The 17,981-nt window shown below is 73.9% G+C and carries 17 protein-coding genes and 2 riboswitches; of the genes, 7 read left to right on the forward strand and 10 right to left on the reverse strand.

Annotation, left to right across the window (positions count from 1 at the left end; all coding sequences use genetic code 11):
- Positions 1-21 precede the first annotated feature (21 nt).
- Complete coding sequence (locus tag Q3W68_RS19775) at positions 22-1,257, forward strand: MFS transporter (protein ID WP_302906854.1); 1,236 nt, start codon at positions 22-24, stop codon at positions 1,255-1,257.
- Between the two features lie 21 nt (positions 1,258-1,278).
- Here Q3W68_RS19775 and Q3W68_RS19780 read toward each other — a convergent pair whose 3' ends face one another.
- Together Q3W68_RS19780 and Q3W68_RS19785 are read right to left on the reverse strand one after the other, a co-directional pair.
- Positions 1,279-2,307, reverse strand: coding sequence for a ribonucleotide-diphosphate reductase subunit beta (locus Q3W68_RS19780; RefSeq protein ID WP_302906855.1), 1,029 nt, complete (start codon positions 2,305-2,307; stop codon positions 1,279-1,281).
- Complete coding sequence (locus Q3W68_RS19785) at positions 2,298-4,631, reverse strand: ribonucleoside-diphosphate reductase subunit alpha (RefSeq protein ID WP_302907148.1); 2,334 nt, start codon at positions 4,629-4,631, stop codon at positions 2,298-2,300. The genes Q3W68_RS19780 and Q3W68_RS19785 overlap by 10 nt, the downstream gene beginning before the upstream one ends.
- A gap of 177 nt (positions 4,632-4,808) precedes the next feature.
- A riboswitch (cobalamin riboswitch) is annotated at positions 4,809-5,025 on the reverse strand.
- Positions 5,026-5,144: 119 nt separating this feature from the next.
- On the opposite strand from Q3W68_RS19785, the gene Q3W68_RS19790 reads away from it, so the two are divergent.
- Positions 5,145-5,960, forward strand: a complete 816-nt coding sequence (locus Q3W68_RS19790; RefSeq protein ID WP_302906856.1) for a PrsW family glutamic-type intramembrane protease — start codon at positions 5,145-5,147, stop codon at positions 5,958-5,960.
- Positions 5,961-5,980: 20 nt separating this feature from the next.
- On the opposite strand, the gene Q3W68_RS19795 is transcribed toward Q3W68_RS19790, so the two are convergent.
- From Q3W68_RS19795 to Q3W68_RS19805, 3 genes are all read right to left on the reverse strand, one after another.
- Positions 5,981-6,604, reverse strand: coding sequence for a LysE family translocator (locus Q3W68_RS19795; protein ID WP_302906857.1), 624 nt, complete (start codon positions 6,602-6,604; stop codon positions 5,981-5,983).
- Positions 6,605-6,607: 3 nt separating this feature from the next.
- On the reverse strand, positions 6,608-7,120 hold the full coding sequence (locus tag Q3W68_RS19800; RefSeq protein WP_302906858.1) for an acyl-CoA thioesterase: 513 nt from the start codon (positions 7,118-7,120) through the stop codon (positions 6,608-6,610).
- A 130-nt stretch (positions 7,121-7,250) separates the two neighbouring features.
- Positions 7,251-7,458, reverse strand: a riboswitch (cobalamin riboswitch).
- 30 nt (positions 7,459-7,488) lie between these two features.
- Positions 7,489-8,073, reverse strand: coding sequence for a DM13 domain-containing protein (locus Q3W68_RS19805; RefSeq protein WP_302906859.1), 585 nt, complete (start codon positions 8,071-8,073; stop codon positions 7,489-7,491).
- 101 nt (positions 8,074-8,174) lie between these two features.
- Here Q3W68_RS19805 and Q3W68_RS19810 point away from each other — a divergent pair, with 101 nt between their 5' ends.
- Together Q3W68_RS19810 and Q3W68_RS19815 are read left to right on the forward strand one after the other, a co-directional pair.
- Positions 8,175-8,873, forward strand: a complete 699-nt coding sequence (locus Q3W68_RS19810; RefSeq protein ID WP_302906860.1) for a response regulator transcription factor — start codon at positions 8,175-8,177, stop codon at positions 8,871-8,873.
- The gene (locus tag Q3W68_RS19815; protein WP_302906861.1) at positions 8,870-9,898 is read left to right on the forward strand and encodes a sensor histidine kinase KdpD; all 1,029 of its coding nucleotides are present in this window, start codon (positions 8,870-8,872) and stop codon (positions 9,896-9,898) included. The genes Q3W68_RS19810 and Q3W68_RS19815 overlap by 4 nt, the downstream gene beginning before the upstream one ends.
- Before the next feature lie 56 nt (positions 9,899-9,954).
- Here Q3W68_RS19815 and Q3W68_RS19820 read toward each other — a convergent pair whose 3' ends face one another.
- On the reverse strand, positions 9,955-11,592 hold the full coding sequence (locus Q3W68_RS19820; protein WP_302906862.1) for an ABC-F family ATP-binding cassette domain-containing protein: 1,638 nt from the start codon (positions 11,590-11,592) through the stop codon (positions 9,955-9,957).
- 441 nt (positions 11,593-12,033) lie between these two features.
- On the opposite strand from Q3W68_RS19820, the gene Q3W68_RS19825 reads away from it, so the two are divergent.
- Positions 12,034-13,257: a multidrug effflux MFS transporter gene (locus tag Q3W68_RS19825; protein ID WP_302907149.1), complete on the forward strand. Its 1,224-nt coding sequence runs from the start codon at positions 12,034-12,036 to the stop codon at positions 13,255-13,257.
- Positions 13,258-13,306: 49 nt separating this feature from the next.
- The gene (locus Q3W68_RS19830; protein ID WP_302906863.1) at positions 13,307-13,882 is read left to right on the forward strand and encodes an adenylate kinase; all 576 of its coding nucleotides are present in this window, start codon (positions 13,307-13,309) and stop codon (positions 13,880-13,882) included.
- Here Q3W68_RS19830 and Q3W68_RS19835 read toward each other — a convergent pair whose 3' ends face one another.
- The 3 genes from Q3W68_RS19835 to Q3W68_RS19845 are packed head-to-tail and all read right to left on the reverse strand — an operon-like array spanning position 13,883 to position 16,033.
- Positions 13,883-14,830: an acyltransferase domain-containing protein gene (locus Q3W68_RS19835; RefSeq protein WP_302906864.1), complete on the reverse strand. Its 948-nt coding sequence runs from the start codon at positions 14,828-14,830 to the stop codon at positions 13,883-13,885.
- Positions 14,831-14,879: 49 nt separating this feature from the next.
- Positions 14,880-15,191: a TraR/DksA C4-type zinc finger protein gene (locus Q3W68_RS19840; protein ID WP_302906865.1), complete on the reverse strand. Its 312-nt coding sequence runs from the start codon at positions 15,189-15,191 to the stop codon at positions 14,880-14,882.
- Positions 15,192-15,193: 2 nt separating this feature from the next.
- Positions 15,194-16,033 carry a rod shape-determining protein gene (locus Q3W68_RS19845; RefSeq protein ID WP_302906866.1) on the reverse strand — a complete coding sequence of 280 codons (840 nt, stop codon included), beginning with the start codon at positions 16,031-16,033 and terminating at the stop codon, positions 15,194-15,196.
- 449 nt (positions 16,034-16,482) lie between these two features.
- Between Q3W68_RS19845 and Q3W68_RS19850 the strand changes: the two genes are divergently transcribed.
- Positions 16,483-16,713 (forward strand): hypothetical protein, encoded by a 231-nt coding sequence (locus Q3W68_RS19850; protein ID WP_013285820.1) that lies wholly within the window; start codon positions 16,483-16,485, stop codon positions 16,711-16,713.
- 24 nt (positions 16,714-16,737) lie between these two features.
- Here the strand turns inward: Q3W68_RS19850 and Q3W68_RS19855 are convergent, their stop codons facing one another.
- A complete protein-coding gene (locus Q3W68_RS19855; RefSeq protein ID WP_302906867.1) occupies positions 16,738-17,964 on the reverse strand; it encodes a CdaR family transcriptional regulator in 1,227 nt (408 codons plus the stop codon).
- Positions 17,965-17,981: the final 17 nt, after the last annotated feature.

The following is a 17,981-nucleotide window of genomic DNA, read 5'->3' on the forward strand; positions in this document are numbered from 1 at the left end:
ATCGAGAGAGGTACGACGACCATGACGGACACCTCGACGAACCAGCACACGACGGAGCAGCCCGCGCCGCCGGTGCCACGCTCGGCCGTGCGGGCCCGCTGGTCGGTGGCGCTGCTCTTCGTCATCATGGGCCTGGCCATCGGCGGGTGGTCGGCACGCGTGCCGGAGGTGCGGGACGCGGTGGGCGTCGGCAACACCGGCTGGGGCCTGGCCAACATCGCCACGAACGCCGGGGAGCTGGTCTCGCTGGTCGTGGTGGCGGTGCTGATCAGCCGGATCAACACCCGCCGGCTGGCGCTGGCCGGGGCCGCGCTGATCCTGGTCAACGCGCCGCTGCTGGCCGCGTCCACCACCGTGGTGGCGCTGGTCGGCGGGCTCGCGGTCTGGGGCTTCGCGGCGAACCTGCTGGCCACGCCGATGAACGCCCAGTCGGTCGAGGTGCAGAAGCGGTACGGGCGGCCCATCCTGTCCACCTTCCACGCCGGATTCAGCATCGGCATGCTGGTCGGTGGACTCTGCGGCACCGGCGCCGCGGCGATCGGCATGTCCCCGTCGGCGCAGATGGCCGTCACCAGCGTCCTGCTGGGCGCGCTGCTGGTCGGCACGCACCGCTGGCTGCCCGACACGCCCCGGCAGGAGACTAAGGACGGCGAGGACCGGCGGCGCCTGCGCGACCGGTTCACCCCGCAGTTGCTGCTGCTCGCGGTGATCGCCTTCCTCGCCTCGTTCATCGAGATGGCCGGCGCACAGTGGAGCGCGCTGTACGCGACCGAGGTGGCCGGCGCCGCCGCGGTGCTCGCAGCGGCCACGTACACCTGCCTGTCGCTGGCCGCCACCGTCGCCCGGCTGGTCGGCGACCGGCTGGCCGGCCGGTTCGGGCGGATCCGCTTCGTCCGGCTGTCCGCGCTCGTCGCCACGGTCGGCGTGGCGCTGCCGGTGGCGTACCCCCATCCGGCCGCGGTGATGGCCGGCTTCGGCCTGCTCGGCTTCGGCCTGGCGTGCGTGACCCCGACGGTGCTCGGCTTCGCCGGCGAGCAGCCGGGCCTCACCTCGGGTGAGGGCGTCTCGGTGGTGGCGATGGGCCAGTGGCCGGGCGCGTTGCTCGCGGCGCCGGTGATCGGCCTGCTCGCCGGCGCGCTGGACCTGCGCAGCGCGTTCGTGGTGGTGGCCGTGATGGCGATCGCCGTGGTGGCGTTGATCGGGCGGGTCCGGGCGACGGCGCTGCCCGGTGAGAGCCCGGTCCCGCCCCGGCCGTGACGGCCGGGGCGGGGGCGCCGGTCAGAAGTCGTCGTCGAAGGTGACCGAGCCGGTCACCCCGACCTGGTACGCCGACACCCGGCGCTCGAAGAAGTTGGACAGCTCCTGCACGTCCTGCAACTCCATGAACGCTAACGGGTTGCCGCTGCCGTACATCGGCGCGATGCCGAGCACGGCGAGGCGCCGGTCGGCCACGTGCTGGAGGTACTCGCGCATGTCGGCCAGCGACATCCCCGGTACGCCCTGCCCGAGCAGGTCCTCGGCGAAGCTCACCTCGCACTCCACCGCCTCGGCCAGCATCTCCTTCACCTGCCGCTCCATCTCGTCGTCGAACAGGTCCGGTTCCTCGGCGCGTACGGTCTCCACCACGTCGAAGGCGAACGCCATGTGCATCGACTCGTCCCGGAACACCCAGTTGGTGCCGGAGGCCAGCCCGTTGAGCAGGCCCCGGGACCGCAGGAAGTAGACGTAGGCGAACGCGCCGTAGAAGAACAGGCCCTCGATGCACGCGGCGAAGCAGATCAGGTTGAGCAGGAACGCGCGCCGGTCCGCCCGGGTCCGCAGTTCCCGCAGCTCGAAGATCGAGTCGATCCACCGGAAGCAGAACTCGGCCTTACGGGCGATCGACGGGATGTTCTCCACCGCGGCGAACGCGGCGAACCGCTCCTTCTCGTCCGGCACGTACGTGTCGAGCAGGTTCAGGTAGAACTGGACGTGCACCGCCTCCTCGAACAGCTGCCGGGACAGGTAGAGCCGGCCCTCGGGGGAGTTGACGTGCTGGTAGAGGTTGAGCACCAGGTTGTTGGCGACGATGGTGTCGCCGGTGGCGAAGAACGCCACCAGCCGCGACACCAGGTGCCGCTCGGCCGCCGACAACTCGGCCAGGTCGGCCAGGTCGGAGTGCAGGTCCACCTCCTCGACCGTCCAGGTGTTCTTGATGGCGTCCTTGAACCGGTCGAAGAAGCGCGGGTAGCGCATCGGCCGCAGGGTCAGGTCCATGCCGGGGTCGAGCAGCATGTGCCGGGTCGGTGCGGTGGTGGTCACTGGCATGCCTCGCAGCTCTCGGGGTTCTCCAGGGAACAGGCCAGCGCCTCGTCGTCGCTCACGGCGGAGACCACACCGGAGACCGGGGCGAGCACCGGCGCGACGGTGGCCTGCTGGATGCGGGTGGCGGGACGGGAACGCAGGTAGTAGGTGGTCTTCAGCCCGGCCTTCCAGGCGTACAGGTACATCGAGGAGAGCTTGCCGATGGTCGGCGCGCTCAGGAACAGGTTCAGCGACTGGGACTGGTCGACGAACGGCGCCCGTGCGGCGGCCAGGTCGATCAGCGCCCGTTGCGGCAGCTCCCAGGCGGTGCGGAACAGCTCCCGCACCGGCGCCGGCAGTTCGGTGATGTCCTGCACCGAGCCCTCGGCCCGCTTGATCCGGTCGCGGACCTGCGGCGTCCACAGCCCGCGCGCCTTCAGCTCCCGCACCAGGTACGTGTTGACCTGGAGGAACTCCCCGGACATGGTCTCGCGCTTGAACAGGTTGGACACCTGCGGCTCGACGCACTCGTAGCAGCCGGCGATGGAGGCGATGGTGGCGGTCGGCGCGATCGCCACCAGCAGCGAGTTGCGCAGCCCGTGGGCGGCGATCCGCTCGCGCAGCGCCGCCCACCGCCCGGTCTGCGCCGGCTCCGCGCCCCACAGGTCCGGGTGCAGGTCACCCTTGGCGGCCCGGGTCTGCGGGTACGCCGGATGCGGCCCGAACCGTTCGGCCAGCCCGGCGGAGGTCTCCAGCGCGGTCAGCAGGATCTCCTCCTGCACGCGGGTGGACAGCTCCTTCGCCTCGGCGGAGTCGAACGGCAGGCGCAGCGTGAAGAACGCGTCCTGCAACCCCATCAGCCCGAGCCCGACCGGCCGCCAGCGCGGATTGGACGCCGCCGCCTGCTCGGCCGGGTAGTAGTTGATGTCGATCACCCGGTCGAGGAACGCCACAGCCGTGCGGACGGTGTCGCGCAGCCGCTCCCAGTCCACGCCGTCGGCGGTGACGTGCGCGCCGAGGTTCACCGACCCGAGGTTGCACACCGCCGTCTCGGCGTCGTCGTTGACCTCCAGGATCTCGGTGCACAGGTTGGACAGGTGGATCACGTTGCCCGGCTCACCGGTCTGGTTGGACAGCCGGTTCGCGGCGTCCTTGAACGTCATCCAGCCGTTGCCGGTCTGCGCGAGCGTGCGCATCATCCGCCCGTACAGGTCCCGGGCCTTCACCGTGCGCACCGCGTTCTTCTCCGCCGCCCGGTACGCGGCGTCGAACGCCTCGCCGTACAGGTCGGGCAGCTCCGGGGCGTCCGACGGGTCGATCAGCGACCACTCGCCGTCGGCCTCGACCCGGCGCATGAACTCGTCCGGGATCCAGTTGGCCAGGTTGAGGTTGTGCGTACGCCGCGACTCCTCGCCGGTGTTGTCCCGCAGCTCCAGGAACTCCTCGACGTCCGGGTGCCACGGCTCCAGGTAGACGCAGGCCGCGCCCTTGCGCCGGCCGCCCTGGTTGACCGCCGCGACCCCGGCGTCGAGCGTCTTGAGGAACGGCACGATGCCGTTGGACCGGCCGTTGGTGCCGCGGATCAGCGCGCCCCGGCCGCGCACCCGCGACCAGGAGATGCCGATGCCGCCGGAGAACTTGGACAGCTTCGCCACCTGGTGGTACCGCTCGTAGATCGAGTCCAGCTCGTCGCGCGGCGAGTCGACCAGGAAGCACGACGACATCTGGGTGTGCCGGGTGCCGGAGTTGAACAGCGTGGGGGAGCTGGGCAGGTAGGCCAGGCTGGACATCAGCCGGTAGAAGCCGACCGCCTCGCCCGGGGTGCGGGACAGCCCGCAGGCCACCCGCAGCAGCCAGTACTGGGGCGTCTCCACCACCAGCCGCGACTGCGGGTGCCGCAGCAGGTAGCGGTCCGCGACCGTACGCAGTCCGAAGTACTCGAACCGCCTGTCGCCGCCCGGGTCCACGGCGTCGTCGAGCTTGCGGGCGTGCCGGGCCACGAAGGCAGCCGTCTCGTCGCCGATCAGCCCCAGCCCGTGCGCGTACGCGATCGACTGGCTGAAGCTCGCGACGCCCTGACCGCGGACCTCCTTGTCCACGTATGCGGCCAGCAGCCGCGCTGCCAGCTTCGAGTACTGCGGCTCCTCGCCGATCAGCTCCGCCGCGGTCTGGATCGACAACCGGTCCAGCTCGGCGGTGCTCGCCCCGTCGTAGAGCCCGCTTATCGTCTTGGTGGCCACCCGCAGCGGGTCCACCTCGTCCAGGTCGGCGACCCAGCGCTCGACCGCCCGGACGATCTTTCCGACGTCCACCGGCTCGGTGTCGCCGTCCCGCTTGCGTACCCGCATCGCCGGCCGGCGGGCCTCGGACCCGGCGGCCCCGGGCGGGGGGCTCTCCTGCACGACAGTCATGACCTCTCCTCGCTGTCACCGTCTGGAGACGGCGGGAGACGCCAACGGGCGCGGCGCACGGCCGGCCCGGCTGCTGGCGTCGGTCGTCCCGCGCGACCTCCGACCGCCGTACGCGGAGGCGTACGGCGCGCTGGCAGGTCTTCGGACTCGCGGGCCAGACCGGGGTCGCCGGTCGCCTACCGGCCGTCGCTTCCCAGGCCGGTGGCCCAGTGCTGTTGACGGCTGTCGTTCCCACTCACCGCTGCGGGGCAGTCCCGGACTTGCACCGGGTTCCCTCTTGCCTCGGCTCCGCCCGGGAGGGCTCGGCCGAACCAGCTGCGGCACCACCATATATGGCGGTGCGGGGGATTAGGCAACACCACATGTCGTGTCGGCGTGTCGGATGGATCTCACCGTCCACAGTGCCCACCCCCGATTCCGGCGCGTCGCGGCGGGCGCGATACTCGGCGTATGGGGAATACCGGGCGCCGCTGGGCGTGGGTGGCGGTCCTGCTCGTCGGCGTCGGGCTCCACCTGCTGGTGCTGGAGACACTCGCCGGCACCGGGACCGTCACGTTCGTGCCCGCGCTGATCGTGCTCGGCGCCTCCGTCGCGCCCGCCACGTTCCTGGCCTTCGCCCAGGGGCGGCCGGCCCGCCGCCCGGTCCCCGGCTCCGTCGTCGGCGTCGCCGCGCTCCTCGGCGGCGTGATCGGCGTGGTCGCCGCCGGCTGGCTGGAGTACGGCACGCTGCACCGCCTCGGCGTCCTGCCGATGGCGCTCGTCGGCCTGGCCGAGGAGACCGCCAAGCTGATCGTGCCGGCCGGCATCCTGCTGCTGTGGCTGCGGCACCCGTCCCCGGCGCAGGGACTGGTGATCGGTGTCGCCTCCGGCGCCGGGTTCGCCGCGCTGGAGACCATGGGCTACGCGTTCGCCGCGTTCGTCGGGTCGGAGGGCAGCCTCGGCGCGGTCGAGCGGACGCTGCTGGTGCGCGGTCTCACCGCGCCCGCCGCGCACCTGGCGTGGACCGGGCTGACCGCCGCCGCGTTGTTCACGTTCGCCGCCGCGCCCGGCGGCCGCAGGCTGGCGGCGTTCCTGCTCACCTTCGCCGCCGCCGTCACGCTGCACACCTGCTGGGACACGTTCGGCACGCAGCCCGCGTACGTGTTCATCGGCGGCGTGTCACTGGGCTGGGTGCTGCTGCGCCTGCACCTGGACCGCGAGCGACCGGCCGCGCCCGGGGCGCCGGTCGCGGCGGCGCCCCGGGAGCCGGCCGCGCACCCCGGCTGAGCCGGAGCCTGGGCCGCCCGTCAGCCGGCGGCCAGCCGGACGCCGAGCGCGACGAAGGCGACAGCGCAGAGCCGGTCGACGCGCCGCGACCAGCGGCTGTCGCCCCACCGGCTCGCGAACCGACCGGCGCCCACCCCGAGCGCCAGGTCCACTGTGAGCTGCACCGCGACGAACAGCGCGCCGAGCAGCACCAGCTGCGCCCCCACCGGACCCGCCTCGGGGTGGACGAACTGCGGCAGGAACGCCACGCTGAACAGGATCATCTTCGGGTTGAGCAGGTTCGTCAGCAGCCCGCGCCGGAACGCCCGCCCGGCGCCGCCGTCCGGCCGGTCCGCCGGGGCGCCGGGCCGGCCGGCGCCGCGCAGCGCCCGCAGGCCCAGCACGATGAGGTACGCCGCACCGCCCCACCGGATCGCGGTGAACAGCACCGGGGACGCGGCGATGACGGTGGCGAGCCCGGCCACCACGGCGGCGACGTGCACCGCCTCCCCGGCCGCGACACCCAGCGCCGCCACCGCCCCGGCCCGTGCCCCGTACCGGGTGGCGTTCGCGAGCACGAACATCATGTCCGGCCCCGGGGTGAGCATGAGCACCACGATCGCGGCCAGGTAACCCGCGAGCGTGGCCGCTGACAGTCCGAGCACCGCTCAGCCCTCCCCGGCGCCGTCGAGCAGCGCCCGGCGCAGCGCCAGCCGGTGTTCGCGCCGGATCTGCGCCTCCCGGTAGCGCCGCCGGTCGCCGTCGGTCTCGGTACGCAGCGGCGGCACCGGCCGGGGCTGCCCCTCGTCGTCGACCGCCACCATCACCAGGTGCGCGGTCGCCACGTCCACCGGCGGCACCGCGCGGTCCCACCGGTCCGCGCTGACCTTCACCGCCACCTCCATCGAGCTGCGGCCGGCCCAGGTGATCCGGGCGTCCACGTGGACCACGTCCCCGACGCGTACCGCGCGCAGGAACGCGGTCTCGTCGATGGCGGCGGTGACGGCCGGCCCGTCGGAGTGGCGGGCGGCGACCACCCCGGCGACGGAGTCGATCAGGTTGAGGATGCGCCCGCCGTGGACCGTGCCCATCAGGTTGGTGTGGTGCTGGTCCATGATCTGCGACAGGGTCAGGTGCGAGGCCGACGGTGGTCGGCCGGTGAGCGTGATGGTGTCGGGCACTGTGCGGTTCCGTCCTCGCAGAAGCGGACCGCCGACCAGCGGGGGTGTGCACGTCGAGGGCACGCCGACGGCGCACCGTACGGCGTGTCACCCGCCCGACCCACCCGCGAGGTCGACGGCGGCGCGCACCGGTGGTACGCGCGACGCGGGCAGGTCTTCGGACTCGCGGGCCCGACACGAGGTCGCCTACTGGCCGTCGCTTCCCAGGCCGTGGCCCAGTGCTGTTGACGGCGGTCGTTCCCACTCACCGCTGCGGGGCAGTCCCGGACTTCCACCGGGTTCCCTCTTACGACACCCGGCCGTCGCCGACCGGGTGAACCAGCGCTTCCCGCAGCGTAGCCCAGCGCCCGAGGCCGGCGGCACAGGTGTCAGGCCGGCGCCGATCCCGTCACAGCGGCAAGCGGGGCCGCGCCGAACGACACCGCGAACCGCTTGCACCAGATCGACACGCTGCGCAACCCGTCCAGGTCCACCGACGCCGGGATGTCGTACGCCTGGTCGCCGACGTTGCCCTTGAGCCGGCCCAGCTCGACCCAGCGGCCGTCGTCGAACACCTGCCAGCCGGCACGGCCGGGCAGCACCTTCCGGTCGGTGAGCCACACCCGCAGGTCGGGTCCGTCCGAGGTGTCCAGTCCCCGCAGCAGAAGCTGCCGGCGGCCGTCGGCGAGGCGGACCAGCTGCGCCCGGCCGGACGTGTCGTGCTCGTGGGTGACGAAGTCACCGGCGGCGAGAACCACGTCGGCGGGCGCCGCGCCGGACGGCGGCGGGCCGGTCGTGCCGGAAGCCGGCGGGCCGGTCGTTCCGGCCGGCTGCGGCTCCGCCACAGTGGGCAGCGCCTCGCGTACCTCGCGGTCGGTCACCAGCCGCCACGGCTGGAACAGGTACAGGCTCACCCCGAGACCGGTGACGGCCACGACGGCGAGCACCGACAACACCACACGTCTTCTGCCCATGCTCCGACGGTAGGGGCGGACCCGGCGGAAAGATCTTTCCATCCGCTTACGGGCCGACCGCGGGCCGCCGCGCCGGGCCGCCGGTGGGTAGCGTCTGGACCATGGGCCGCTACGTGCTCGTCGTCGACGACGACCGGACGGTGAGCGACGTCGTCCGGCGCTACCTGGAACAGGACGGCTGCCGGGTCCGGCTGTCCTTCGACGGGCCGGACGCGCTCGCCGCGGCCGAGGAGGAGCCGCCCGACCTGGTGGTCCTCGACCTGATGATGCCGGGCCTCGACGGTATCGAGGTGTGCCGGCGGCTGCGTCGCCGGCTGCCCGGCCTGCCGGTGGTCATGCTCACCGCGCTCGGCGACGAGGCCGACCGGGTCGCCGGGCTGGAGGTCGGCGCGGACGACTACGTGACCAAGCCGTTCTCGCCGCGCGAACTCGTGCTGCGCATCAGGTCGGTGCTCCGGCGCGCGGCCCCGCAGGACCGGGGACCGGCCGGGGTGCTGCGCGACGGCGACCTCACCGCGGACACCGGCCGGCGCGTCGCCGAGCGCGGCGGACAGCCGCTGTCGCTGACCGTACGGGAGTTCGACCTGCTCGCGTTCCTGCTGGCGAACCCGGGACACGCCTGGTCGCGAGCCGAGCTGCTGGACCGCGTGTGGGGCTGGCGGTTCGGCGACCAGTCCACTGTCACAGTCCACGTCCGGCGGCTGCGGGAGAAGATCGAGGACCACCCGGCGCAGCCCCGCCGCATCGTCACCGTGTGGGGCGTCGGTTACCGGTACGAGCCGTCGGACCCGCCCCGGTGAACGAGCTGCTGGTCATCGGGCTCTACGCCCTGCTCGCCGGGGCGGTCGTCGGCGCGCTCGGCGTCGGCGCGCTGCGGCTGGTGCGCCACCGGTCGATCCTCGCGCACATCGCGGTGCTGCTCGCGGTCACGATCGCCTCGGTGACGGCGGGCGTCACGGCCGTCGCCCAGGCCATGTTCCTGTCCGCGCACGACCTCCAGGTCGTCCTCGTGACGGTCGCGGCGTCCGCGGCGGTCAGCCTGGCCGTCGGGGTGGCGTTCGCCCGCCGGCTGGCGCAGGCGGCGGTCTGGGCCGACCAGGCCAGGCAGCGGGAACGGCAGCTGGAGGCCGGCCGCCGTGAGCTCGTCGCGTGGGTCTCGCACGACCTGCGTACGCCGCTGGCCGGCCTGCGGGCGATGGCGGAGGCGCTGGAGGACCGGGTGGTCGACGAGCCGGCGGCGGTGGCCGAGTACCACCGCCGGATCCGGGTCGAGACGGACCGGATGACGCGCCTGGTCGACGACCTGTTCGAGCTGTCCCGCATCAACGCCGGAGCGCTGCGGCCCGCGCTGTCCCCGGTGCCGCTCGGCGACGTCGTGTCCGACGCGATCGCCGCCACCGCGCCGCTGGCCGCCGACCGGCGGGTCCGGGTGCTCGCCCCGGAGAGCGGCTGGCCGACCGTCCGGGCCGCCGAGGCCGAACTCGCCCGCGTCGTGACCAACCTGCTGGTCAACTCGGTGCGGTACACGCCACCGGACGGCACCGTGCGCATCGACGCCGGACGGGACGACGACGACGCGTGGCTCGCCGTCTCCGACACCTGCGGTGGCATCCCCGAAGCGGACCTGCCCCGGGTGTTCGACGTGGCGTTCCGGGGCACCCGGGCCCGTACCCCCGCACCGGCCGGCGCCGACGAGGCGGCGCCGGCCGGCGGCGGGCTGGGCCTGGCGATCGTGCGCGGCCTGGTCGAGGCGCACGGCGGGCGGGTGCACGCGCACAACGTCAGCGGCGGGTGCCGGTTCGTCGTCCGCCTGCCGGCGGTCTGACCACCGGCCCGGCTCACCGGGCGGGCCGCTCGCCGCCGGCGGACGCGGCGGGCTGCTCAGCCGGCGTCCGGGGGACCGGTCTCCACCAGGCGTCCCTCCGCCAGGCGCAGCCAGCGGCCGACGTTGATCGCGGCCAGGAACCGCTCGTCGTGGCTGACCACGAGCAGCGCGCCCCGGTAGGCGTTGAGCGCGCTCTCCAACTGGCCGACGCTGACCAGGTCGAGGTTGTTCGTCGGCTCGTCGAGCAGCAGGAGCTGCGGGGCCGGTTCGGCACCCAGCACGCAGGCGAGCGTGGCGCGCAGCCGCTCACCGCCGGAGAGCACCCTCACCGGCAGGTGCGCTCGCGGGCCGCGGAACAGGAAGCGGGCGAGCAGGTTCATCCGCTGCGCATCGGGGGCCTGCGGCGCGAACACGGCGAGGTTCTCCGCCACGGTACGGTCCAGGTCCAGCAGGTCCAGCCGCTGCGACAGGTACGCGATCCGGCCGTCGGCGCGGGTGATCCGGCCGCTCTCCGGCTCCAGGTCGCCGTCGATCAGGCGCAGCAGCGTGGACTTGCCCGCGCCGTTGGCGCCGAGCAGGGCGATCCGCTCGGGACCGCGGATCGTCAGGTCGACACCGTCGGCGGCGAACAGGTGCCGCTCGCCGTGCCGGACCCGGACCCGTTCGGCGGTCAGCAGCGTGCGTCCGGCCGGCACTGTGGTGGCGGGCAGCTCCACCGTGATCGTCTGCTCGTTGCGCAGCGCCCGCTCGGCCTCGTCGAGCCGCGCCCGGGCGTCGTCGACCCGTCCCGAGTGCATCTCGTTCGCCTTGCCCGCGGCCACCTGGGCGTCCCGCTTCATGCCGCCGGCGACGATTCTCGGCAGACCCGCGTTCTTCAGGTTGCGGGCGGCGTTGCCGGCCCGCCGGGCCGCCCGCTCGCGGGCCTCCTGCAACTCCCGCTTCTCCCGCTTGAGTTCCTGCTCGGCGCTGCGGACGTTCTTCTCCGCCACGTCCTGCGCGGCGCGCACCGCCGCCTCGTACGAGGTGAAGTTGCCGCCGTGAAAGCGCATCTCACCGCGGTCGAGTTCGGCGATGCGCTCCATCCGGTCCAGCAGCGCCCGGTCGTGACTGACCAGCAGCAGGCAGCCGTGCCACTGCTCCAGCACCTCGTAGAGCCGGTGCCGGGCGTCGAGGTCGAGATTGTTCGTCGGCTCGTCCAGCAGCAGCACGTCGGGCCGCTTGAGCAGTTGCGCCGCCAGGCCGAGGGAGACCGCCTGCCCGCCGCTGAGCGTGTCCAGGCGCCGGTCGAAGGCGAGGTCGCCGAGTCCGAGCCGGTCGAGCTGGGCGCGGGTGCGTTCCTCGATGTCCCAGTCGCTGCCAATGGTGGTGAAGTGCTTCTCGTCGGCGTCGCCGGCCTCGATGGCGTGCAGCGCCGTGATGAGCGGGGCGATCTCCAGCACCCCGGCCACTGTGAGGTCGGCGGACAGCGGCAGGCTCTGCGGGAGGTAGCCCAGCAGGCCGTTGACGGTGATCGACCCGGCGGTGGGCCGGTGTTCACCGGCGATCAGCTTGAGCAGCGTGCTCTTGCCGGCGCCGTTCGGCGCGACCAGTCCGGTCCGGCCGCCGCCGAGGGTGAAGGAGAGGTTCTGGAAGACCGGGGTGTCGTCCGGCCAGGAGAAGGTCAGGTTCGAGCAGACGATGAAGGATTCGGACATCGGGAAGACGACCTCGGAGTGAGGGCGGGCGGACCTCAGCCGCCCGGCGGGGGACACGGGCTGGGGATACGACGAAGCGACCACGGCTTCTGCCTGCGGTCGGTCACATGTCCGGTCTCACCCGGAGATGTCGTCGTCACCCGCCATGTCTGGTCTCCCTGTGCGATCTCACGCTCGGACGTCCACGGCCGGATCGTCCGAGGTCCCACGGTAGCACCGGCCGGTGCCGTCGGCGGGCCCGCCGGCCGTCATCGGCCTCCCGCACCTCGCGCCCGGGGCACGTGACCTGCGTTACCTCTCGCCGAGACGGGAATGTGATCACCGGGAGCGCATTTGACTCACTGTGTGAGTGCCGCACCCTCTCGCGCCCGGTCGCACGCCGACCGGGCCGGGACGCCCCAGACGACCGATGCCACCCCGACGCCCACCCCGGGTGACCTGATGAGCCGGGGCCGGCGGCTGAAGCTCGTGCTGGTCCTGGGCTCGCTGATCGCTGTGGGTCCGCTGACCATCGACATGTACCTGCCCGCGCTGCCCGCCATCGTCACGGACTTCGGCACCACGTCGGCTGCGGTCCAGTTGACGCTCACCGGCACGCTCGCCGGGCTGGCCGTCGGGCAGCTGCTGATCGGGCCGCTGTCGGACGCGATCGGGCGGCGCCGTCCGCTGATCGCCGGTCTCCTGTTGCACATCCTGGCGTCGGCGCTGTGCGTGGTCGCCCCGAACGTCGCCGTCCTCGGCGTCCTGCGCGTCGTCCAGGGCCTCGGTGTCGCAGCGACCGCCGTGGTGGCGATGGCTGTGGTGCGTGACCTGTTCAGCGGGTCCGCGTTTGCCACGATGCTGTCCCGGCTGCTGCTGGTGATGGGCGCGGCGCCGGTCCTCGCCCCGACGCTGGGCGGCGGCGTGCTGCGATGGACCGACTGGCGCGGCGTCTTCGTGGTCCTGGCCGTCTTTGGGGTGCTGCTGGTCGTGCTGGCCACGCTCGGCCTGCCCGAGACGCTGCCGCCCGCGCGCCGCCAGCGCGGCGGAGTCGTGGCGACGGTGATGAACTACGGCGGGCTGCTTCGGGACCGTGTCTTCGTCGGCCTGGTCCTGGTCGCCGGCCTGGCCATGGCCGCGCTGTTCGCGTACGTCGCGGGCTCGTCGTTCGTCCTTCAGGACACCTACGGGCTCGACGAGCAGGAGTTCGGCCTGGCGTTCGGCGCGGGCGCGGTGGGCCTGATCGGCGCCACCCAGTACAACGTGCGGCTGCTGCGCCGCTACCCGTCGCAGTGGATCCTGGTGACCTCGCTGGCGGCGGGAACGGTGGCTGGGCTGGCACTGGTGGTGTTCGCCGCGACCGGCTTCGGTGGGCTGCCCGCCCTGCTGGTGTCGCTGTGGCTGGTGCTGGCGGCGGCGGGCCTGGCCATGCCGAACGCTCCGGCGCTGGCGCTGTCCCGCCACGGCGAGGCCGCCGGCACCGCGTCCGCCCTGCTCGGCGCGGTGCAGTTCGGTGTGGGTGCGGTGGCCGCGCCGCTGGTCGGCGTGCTCGGCACCGGGGCGGTGGCGATGGCCCTGGTGGTGGCCGGCGGGATGGTGGCGGCGCTGGTGGTGCTGCTGGTCGTCGTCCGGCCGTCCCAGCTCGCCGGCCTGGAGGCGGCGCCGGCGGTCGCCGTCGCGCACTGACCGGGCCGCCCGGATCGCGCCGGGTGCGCGTGGTGCCTACGCTGCTGCCATGAACGCCCCGGCCCGCATCCTGGTCGAGGGCATCCACGGCTCCGGCAAGTCGACGCTCGCCGCGCATCTGGCGCAGCGGTTGCGCCTGCCCTGGTATCCGGTCGACGACCTGCTGTGGGAGCCCGGTTGGGTCGAGGTGCCGGTGGCCGAGCAGCGCCGCCGGATCGAGGCGATCTGCCGGCGCGACAGGTGGATCGTCGACGGCGCGTACCACGGCTGGCGGGACGTGGTCCTCGGCCGCGCCGACCTGGTGATCGGCCTGGACTATCCGCGCGGGGTCTCGTTCCGGCGGTTGCTGCGGCGCACGCTCGGGCGCCTGGCCAGCGGGGAGCAGATCTGCAACGGCAACCGGGAGACGCTGGGCAGCGTGCTGTCCCGGGACTCCGTGCTGGTGTGGCACCTGACCGGGTTCGGCCGTGCGCGGCGGCGGATGCGGGCCTGGGCGGCCGACCCGGCCGGGCCACGGGTGCTGCTGTTCGACGACCCGGCCGCTCTCGACGACTGGCTGGCGCGCGGAGCACCTGTGACACCGCATGCCGGGCCGGACCGGGGCGGCCTGCGGCCGCTGACGTGACTACATCGGGAAGCGGCCCCGGCGCCACTGCCAGTGACGACCGGCCCGGAGGTGGTCGATCACCGCGCGCTGGAGCACGGTACGCCGCGGCAGCCGGTCCAGCGGCGTGCTGAGGCTGCGGAACACGAACCGCAGCATCTCGACGTCGCCGTCCGGCGTGTCCTGCTCCTGGTGGGGCTCCAGCGTGAACCGTCGCTGGAACCGGATGATGTTGGAGTCCGCCGGCAGGTATTCGCGCAACTGTGGGTCGAGCAGCCAGGAGCCGCAGGAGAACGCGGCGTAGTGCTCGCCGGGGAAGTGGCGCGGGAAGAACGCGCGGGCCCGTTCCAGCGACGCGTCGACCGCCTCCGGCGTCAGCGGTCCCGCGTCCGGGATGTGCAGGTCGATCGCGCCGCTGTCGCCGCGCTGGTGCTGGAGCCGGCCCAGCTCGTAGAGGCCGCCGCGCACGTGCAGCGTCAGCCAGCTCTGCATGACGGGCCAGCCGTCACCGTTCATCCGCCGGTCGACAGCGAGGTTGTTGCCCAGGTCGGCGAGCGTCGCCCAGGACACGTCGTCGGGGACGCCGTGGTCGCTGTGGTAGGCCCGGACGGCGTCGACCAGAGCGAGGTACGCGTAGACGTAGAGGTGCCGCCAGGCCGGGCCCCGGTCGCGGGGCAGCGCCGGGCCCGGTGTCAGCCAGGCGTGGCCGCCGAGGTCGGCGCGGACCAGGGCGATCGAGCGGTCGAGCAGCCACCGCAGCTCCGGGGTCCACAGTGGTGAGCCGGGCTCCGGCCAGCCCGCGAGGATCTCGGCGGCGTCGTCGGGGCGGACCGCGAGCCGGGCCAGCAGCGCTGGCGCCTCCGCCCTCTCGGGCAGCGGCGCGGAGGGCAGGTCACCGGCGAGCCGGTGCACCCGGTCGACCTCCTCGGCGGGCACGCCGAGCCGGCCGGCGACGTCATCGACATCCATGGCGGTGACGCTACCGGCCGGCGCCCGGCCCGACAGCCCCGTGCGGTGCTCAGCGCCGTTGCTGGCACGGCACGCAGAAGCGGGCCGAGGGCAGGATCTCCAGGCGGGCGGTCGGGATGTCCTGTCCGCACCGCTCGCAGACGCCGTACGTGCCCTCGGACATCCGCTTCAGCGCTCCGGCGGTGTCCGCGACGCCCTGCCGGGCGGTCTCGATCAGCCGGCGCAACGTGTCCGGGTCGTGCCCGCCGTGGTCGGGCTGCCGCGTGTGCAGCGTCAGCTCGGTGAGCTGGTCGGTGTACTCGTCGAACTGCCGGTCCAGCAGTTCGCGCAGCGTGTCGGTGCGGTTGAGGGCGTGCGTCATGATCAGGCGCTCCTTTCCGGGCGGCGCTGGGTGTCGTGCGGGTGTCGCAGGGCCGAGATGGCGGCCATGCCGGCGCCGGTCAGCGCGGCGGTACGGGGTGACGCGGCGCGGTGCACGGTCGCGCCGAGCGTGGCGACCAGGCGGGCGGTCACGTCGGGCCGGGTGGCGCCGTCACCGATGACGATCGGGCCACGGGCCAGCGCGGCGCGGACCAGTGGCCGCAGCGCCGCGTCCTGACGCAGCTCGCGTACCAGCCGGGCGGTGGTGTCGGCGAGCATGGCGGCGGTCGTCGCGTGGTTCAGGTCCCGGGTGCCGACGTCGGCCCGGCGGGCCGCCACCACCCGGCCGTCCTCCAGCAGCGCCACCTCGGTGAGCTGGGCGCCGATGTCGGCGACCAGCAGCGTGCCGGCGGCGGCCCCGGCGCCGATGGCGCCCGCCCGGACGCTGTCGAGGAACAGCAGCCGGGACGGCGCGAGCACGGCGGTGAGCACGCGGCGCGTCGCCTCCTGCTCGGCCGGCGCGGCGAGCACCGGACGGCAGGCCACGACCAGCGCGCCGACCGGGACCGGGGTGCGGTGGTCGCGCAGGATCTGCCGTAGCTCGGAGACGCAGGCCGGACCGTCGACGATCCGGCCGCGCCGGACGACCGGGCTGCGCAGGCCGTGGCCGAGCGGGACGCTCAGCGTCCGGCCCGGTCCCAGCCAGATCCGCAGCAGGCTGCTGCCGAGGTCCACGGCGATCGGCGCCGCGTCGACGGTGACCGACGGGCGGCTGCCGTGCGAGCGGCCGATCAGCATGCCGGTGCGGACCGGAGGACGAACGGCGGTGACGGGGTGCGGCATACCGACCTCTCTCGGATCAGGGTGCCCAACCGGGCGGTGGACGGTGCGGGGAAGGGGCGTGGCCGGGGCCGCGGGCGTCGGATTCACTCGACGACGCCGGCGGCCGGGGGCTCAGACGCGCTTCTGGTCGCCGCTCGCAGATCGGGACGCGACGAGTCCGGCGAACACCGGTGGTGGAGTCGTCGACGCGCGGGTCATGCCCACCACCTCCTCGCTGCTCGGGTACCGCCTCGGACCTCCAGCGTCGCCGGGAACAGCACGCGCGGCAGTGCACGCCACCGGCCAACAAAGGGCGCGATGATTGCCGGTGGCCGGAACCCGGATCCGCCCATACCCCGTGGCTATGGTTGACACATGGAGAACGCGAGCTCAGCTCGAACGCCCATCGCGTCGCCCTGACGCCGGCCGGCTCCGGCGGGCCCTCGGCGACCCGTCCGAAGGAGGTCCCCGTGATCATCGAACGTACGACCCTCCCCGGCATCGGGGTCCGGCACACGCTGACCACGGAGGAGGGCCGCCGGATCGGCGTGATCGACTACCAGGTGGGCGGCCGGCGCGACGTCGTCCACGACGACCCGGACGACCCGGACCGTATGGTCACGCTCACCCTCACCCGGGACGAGGCGTCGGCCCTGGCCAACCTGCTCGGCTTCCCGGAGCTGGTGGCCGTACCGGCCTGAGCCGCCGGTCACACCGGCGGCGGCCTACGCCGGGAGCGGCCGGCGGGGCCAGTCCAGCGCCCGCGCGCCGAGCACGGCGGCGTGCAGCGTGAACCGGTCCCGCGCGTCGGCGGGGTCGTACCCGCTCAGCGCCCGGATCCGGGCCAGCCGGTAGGTGACGGTGCGCACCGACACGTGCAGGCGGCGGGCGGCCTCGGTGGCGACCTCGCCGCAGGCGAAGTACTCGTTCAGCGTGTCCAGCAGCGGCTCGGCGCCCCCGCGCGCCTGGGCCAGCGGCGTCAGCACCGCCCGTACGAGGTCGACCATGGCGGGCTGGTCGCGCAGCAGGACGCGGTAGATCAGCAGGTCGTGCGCGTCGATCACGGACGCCTCGCTGTGCAGGCGCCGCGCCGTGGTCAGTGCCTCCCGGGCCTCCTCGTACGAGCGGGCGATGCCGTAGACGCCCGGGTGCGGGCGGCCCACCGCCACCTGCCACGGCCGGCCCCGCACCAGCCGGTCCAGTTCGCCGTGCATCAGCGTGCCCAGGTTGCCGGTCGGGCCGGCGCCGCGACCCAGGCCGGCGGCCACCGGATCCGCGGGGGCGATCACCACGAGCAGCCCCTCCTTGGTGGCGACCAGCACGTCCCGGTCACCGAGCCGGTCGAAGATGACCCGCTCCAGCGCGCTGATCGCCGCCTCCGTGTCCGGCAGCCGGCGGCCGGGCGCGGCGAGCGCGACCTGGTGCACCCGGGCCAGGTCCAGGCCGAACGGTTCGGCCCGCTCCACCAGCCCGCCCAGGTCGGAGTCGCCGCGCAGCAGGTCGTCGACGAGTTCCCGGCGCAGCGACTCCTCGCGCCGGACCAGTTCCCGGCGGGCCACCGCGTACCCCTCGGCGAGCGTGGCCACCGCGGTGTCGACGACGTGCAGGACGGCGTCGGCGGCGGCGCGGACCGCCTCGCTGTCGTCGGATCGGTCCAGGTGCGGAAGCTGCCGCCAGACGCGACGCGCCGCGGACAGGTAGAGGCGCACCGCGCGGCCGGCGGAGATCCCCTGTTCGGCCGCGCGCCGGCCCAGGGCGCCGACCGCGTCGAGTTCGGCGCGGCGCGGGCGGCGGCCGGTCACCGCCGCGTCGGTCAGCAGCCGCAGGTAGTCGCCGAGCAGCTCCACCGGCACGCCGCCGGCGTCGGCGCCCGCCTCGCGGGCCACCTCGGCCAGCCACTGCTCGTCCTCGCCGCCCGCGACCGGTGCCGGCCGGCGGACGCTGTCGGTCATCGCGGTCTCCCCGGACG

It is taken from the genome of Micromonospora sp. C28ISP2-4 (assembly GCF_030519385.1).
Lineage (GTDB): Bacteria > Actinomycetota > Actinomycetes > Mycobacteriales > Micromonosporaceae > Micromonospora > Micromonospora tulbaghiae.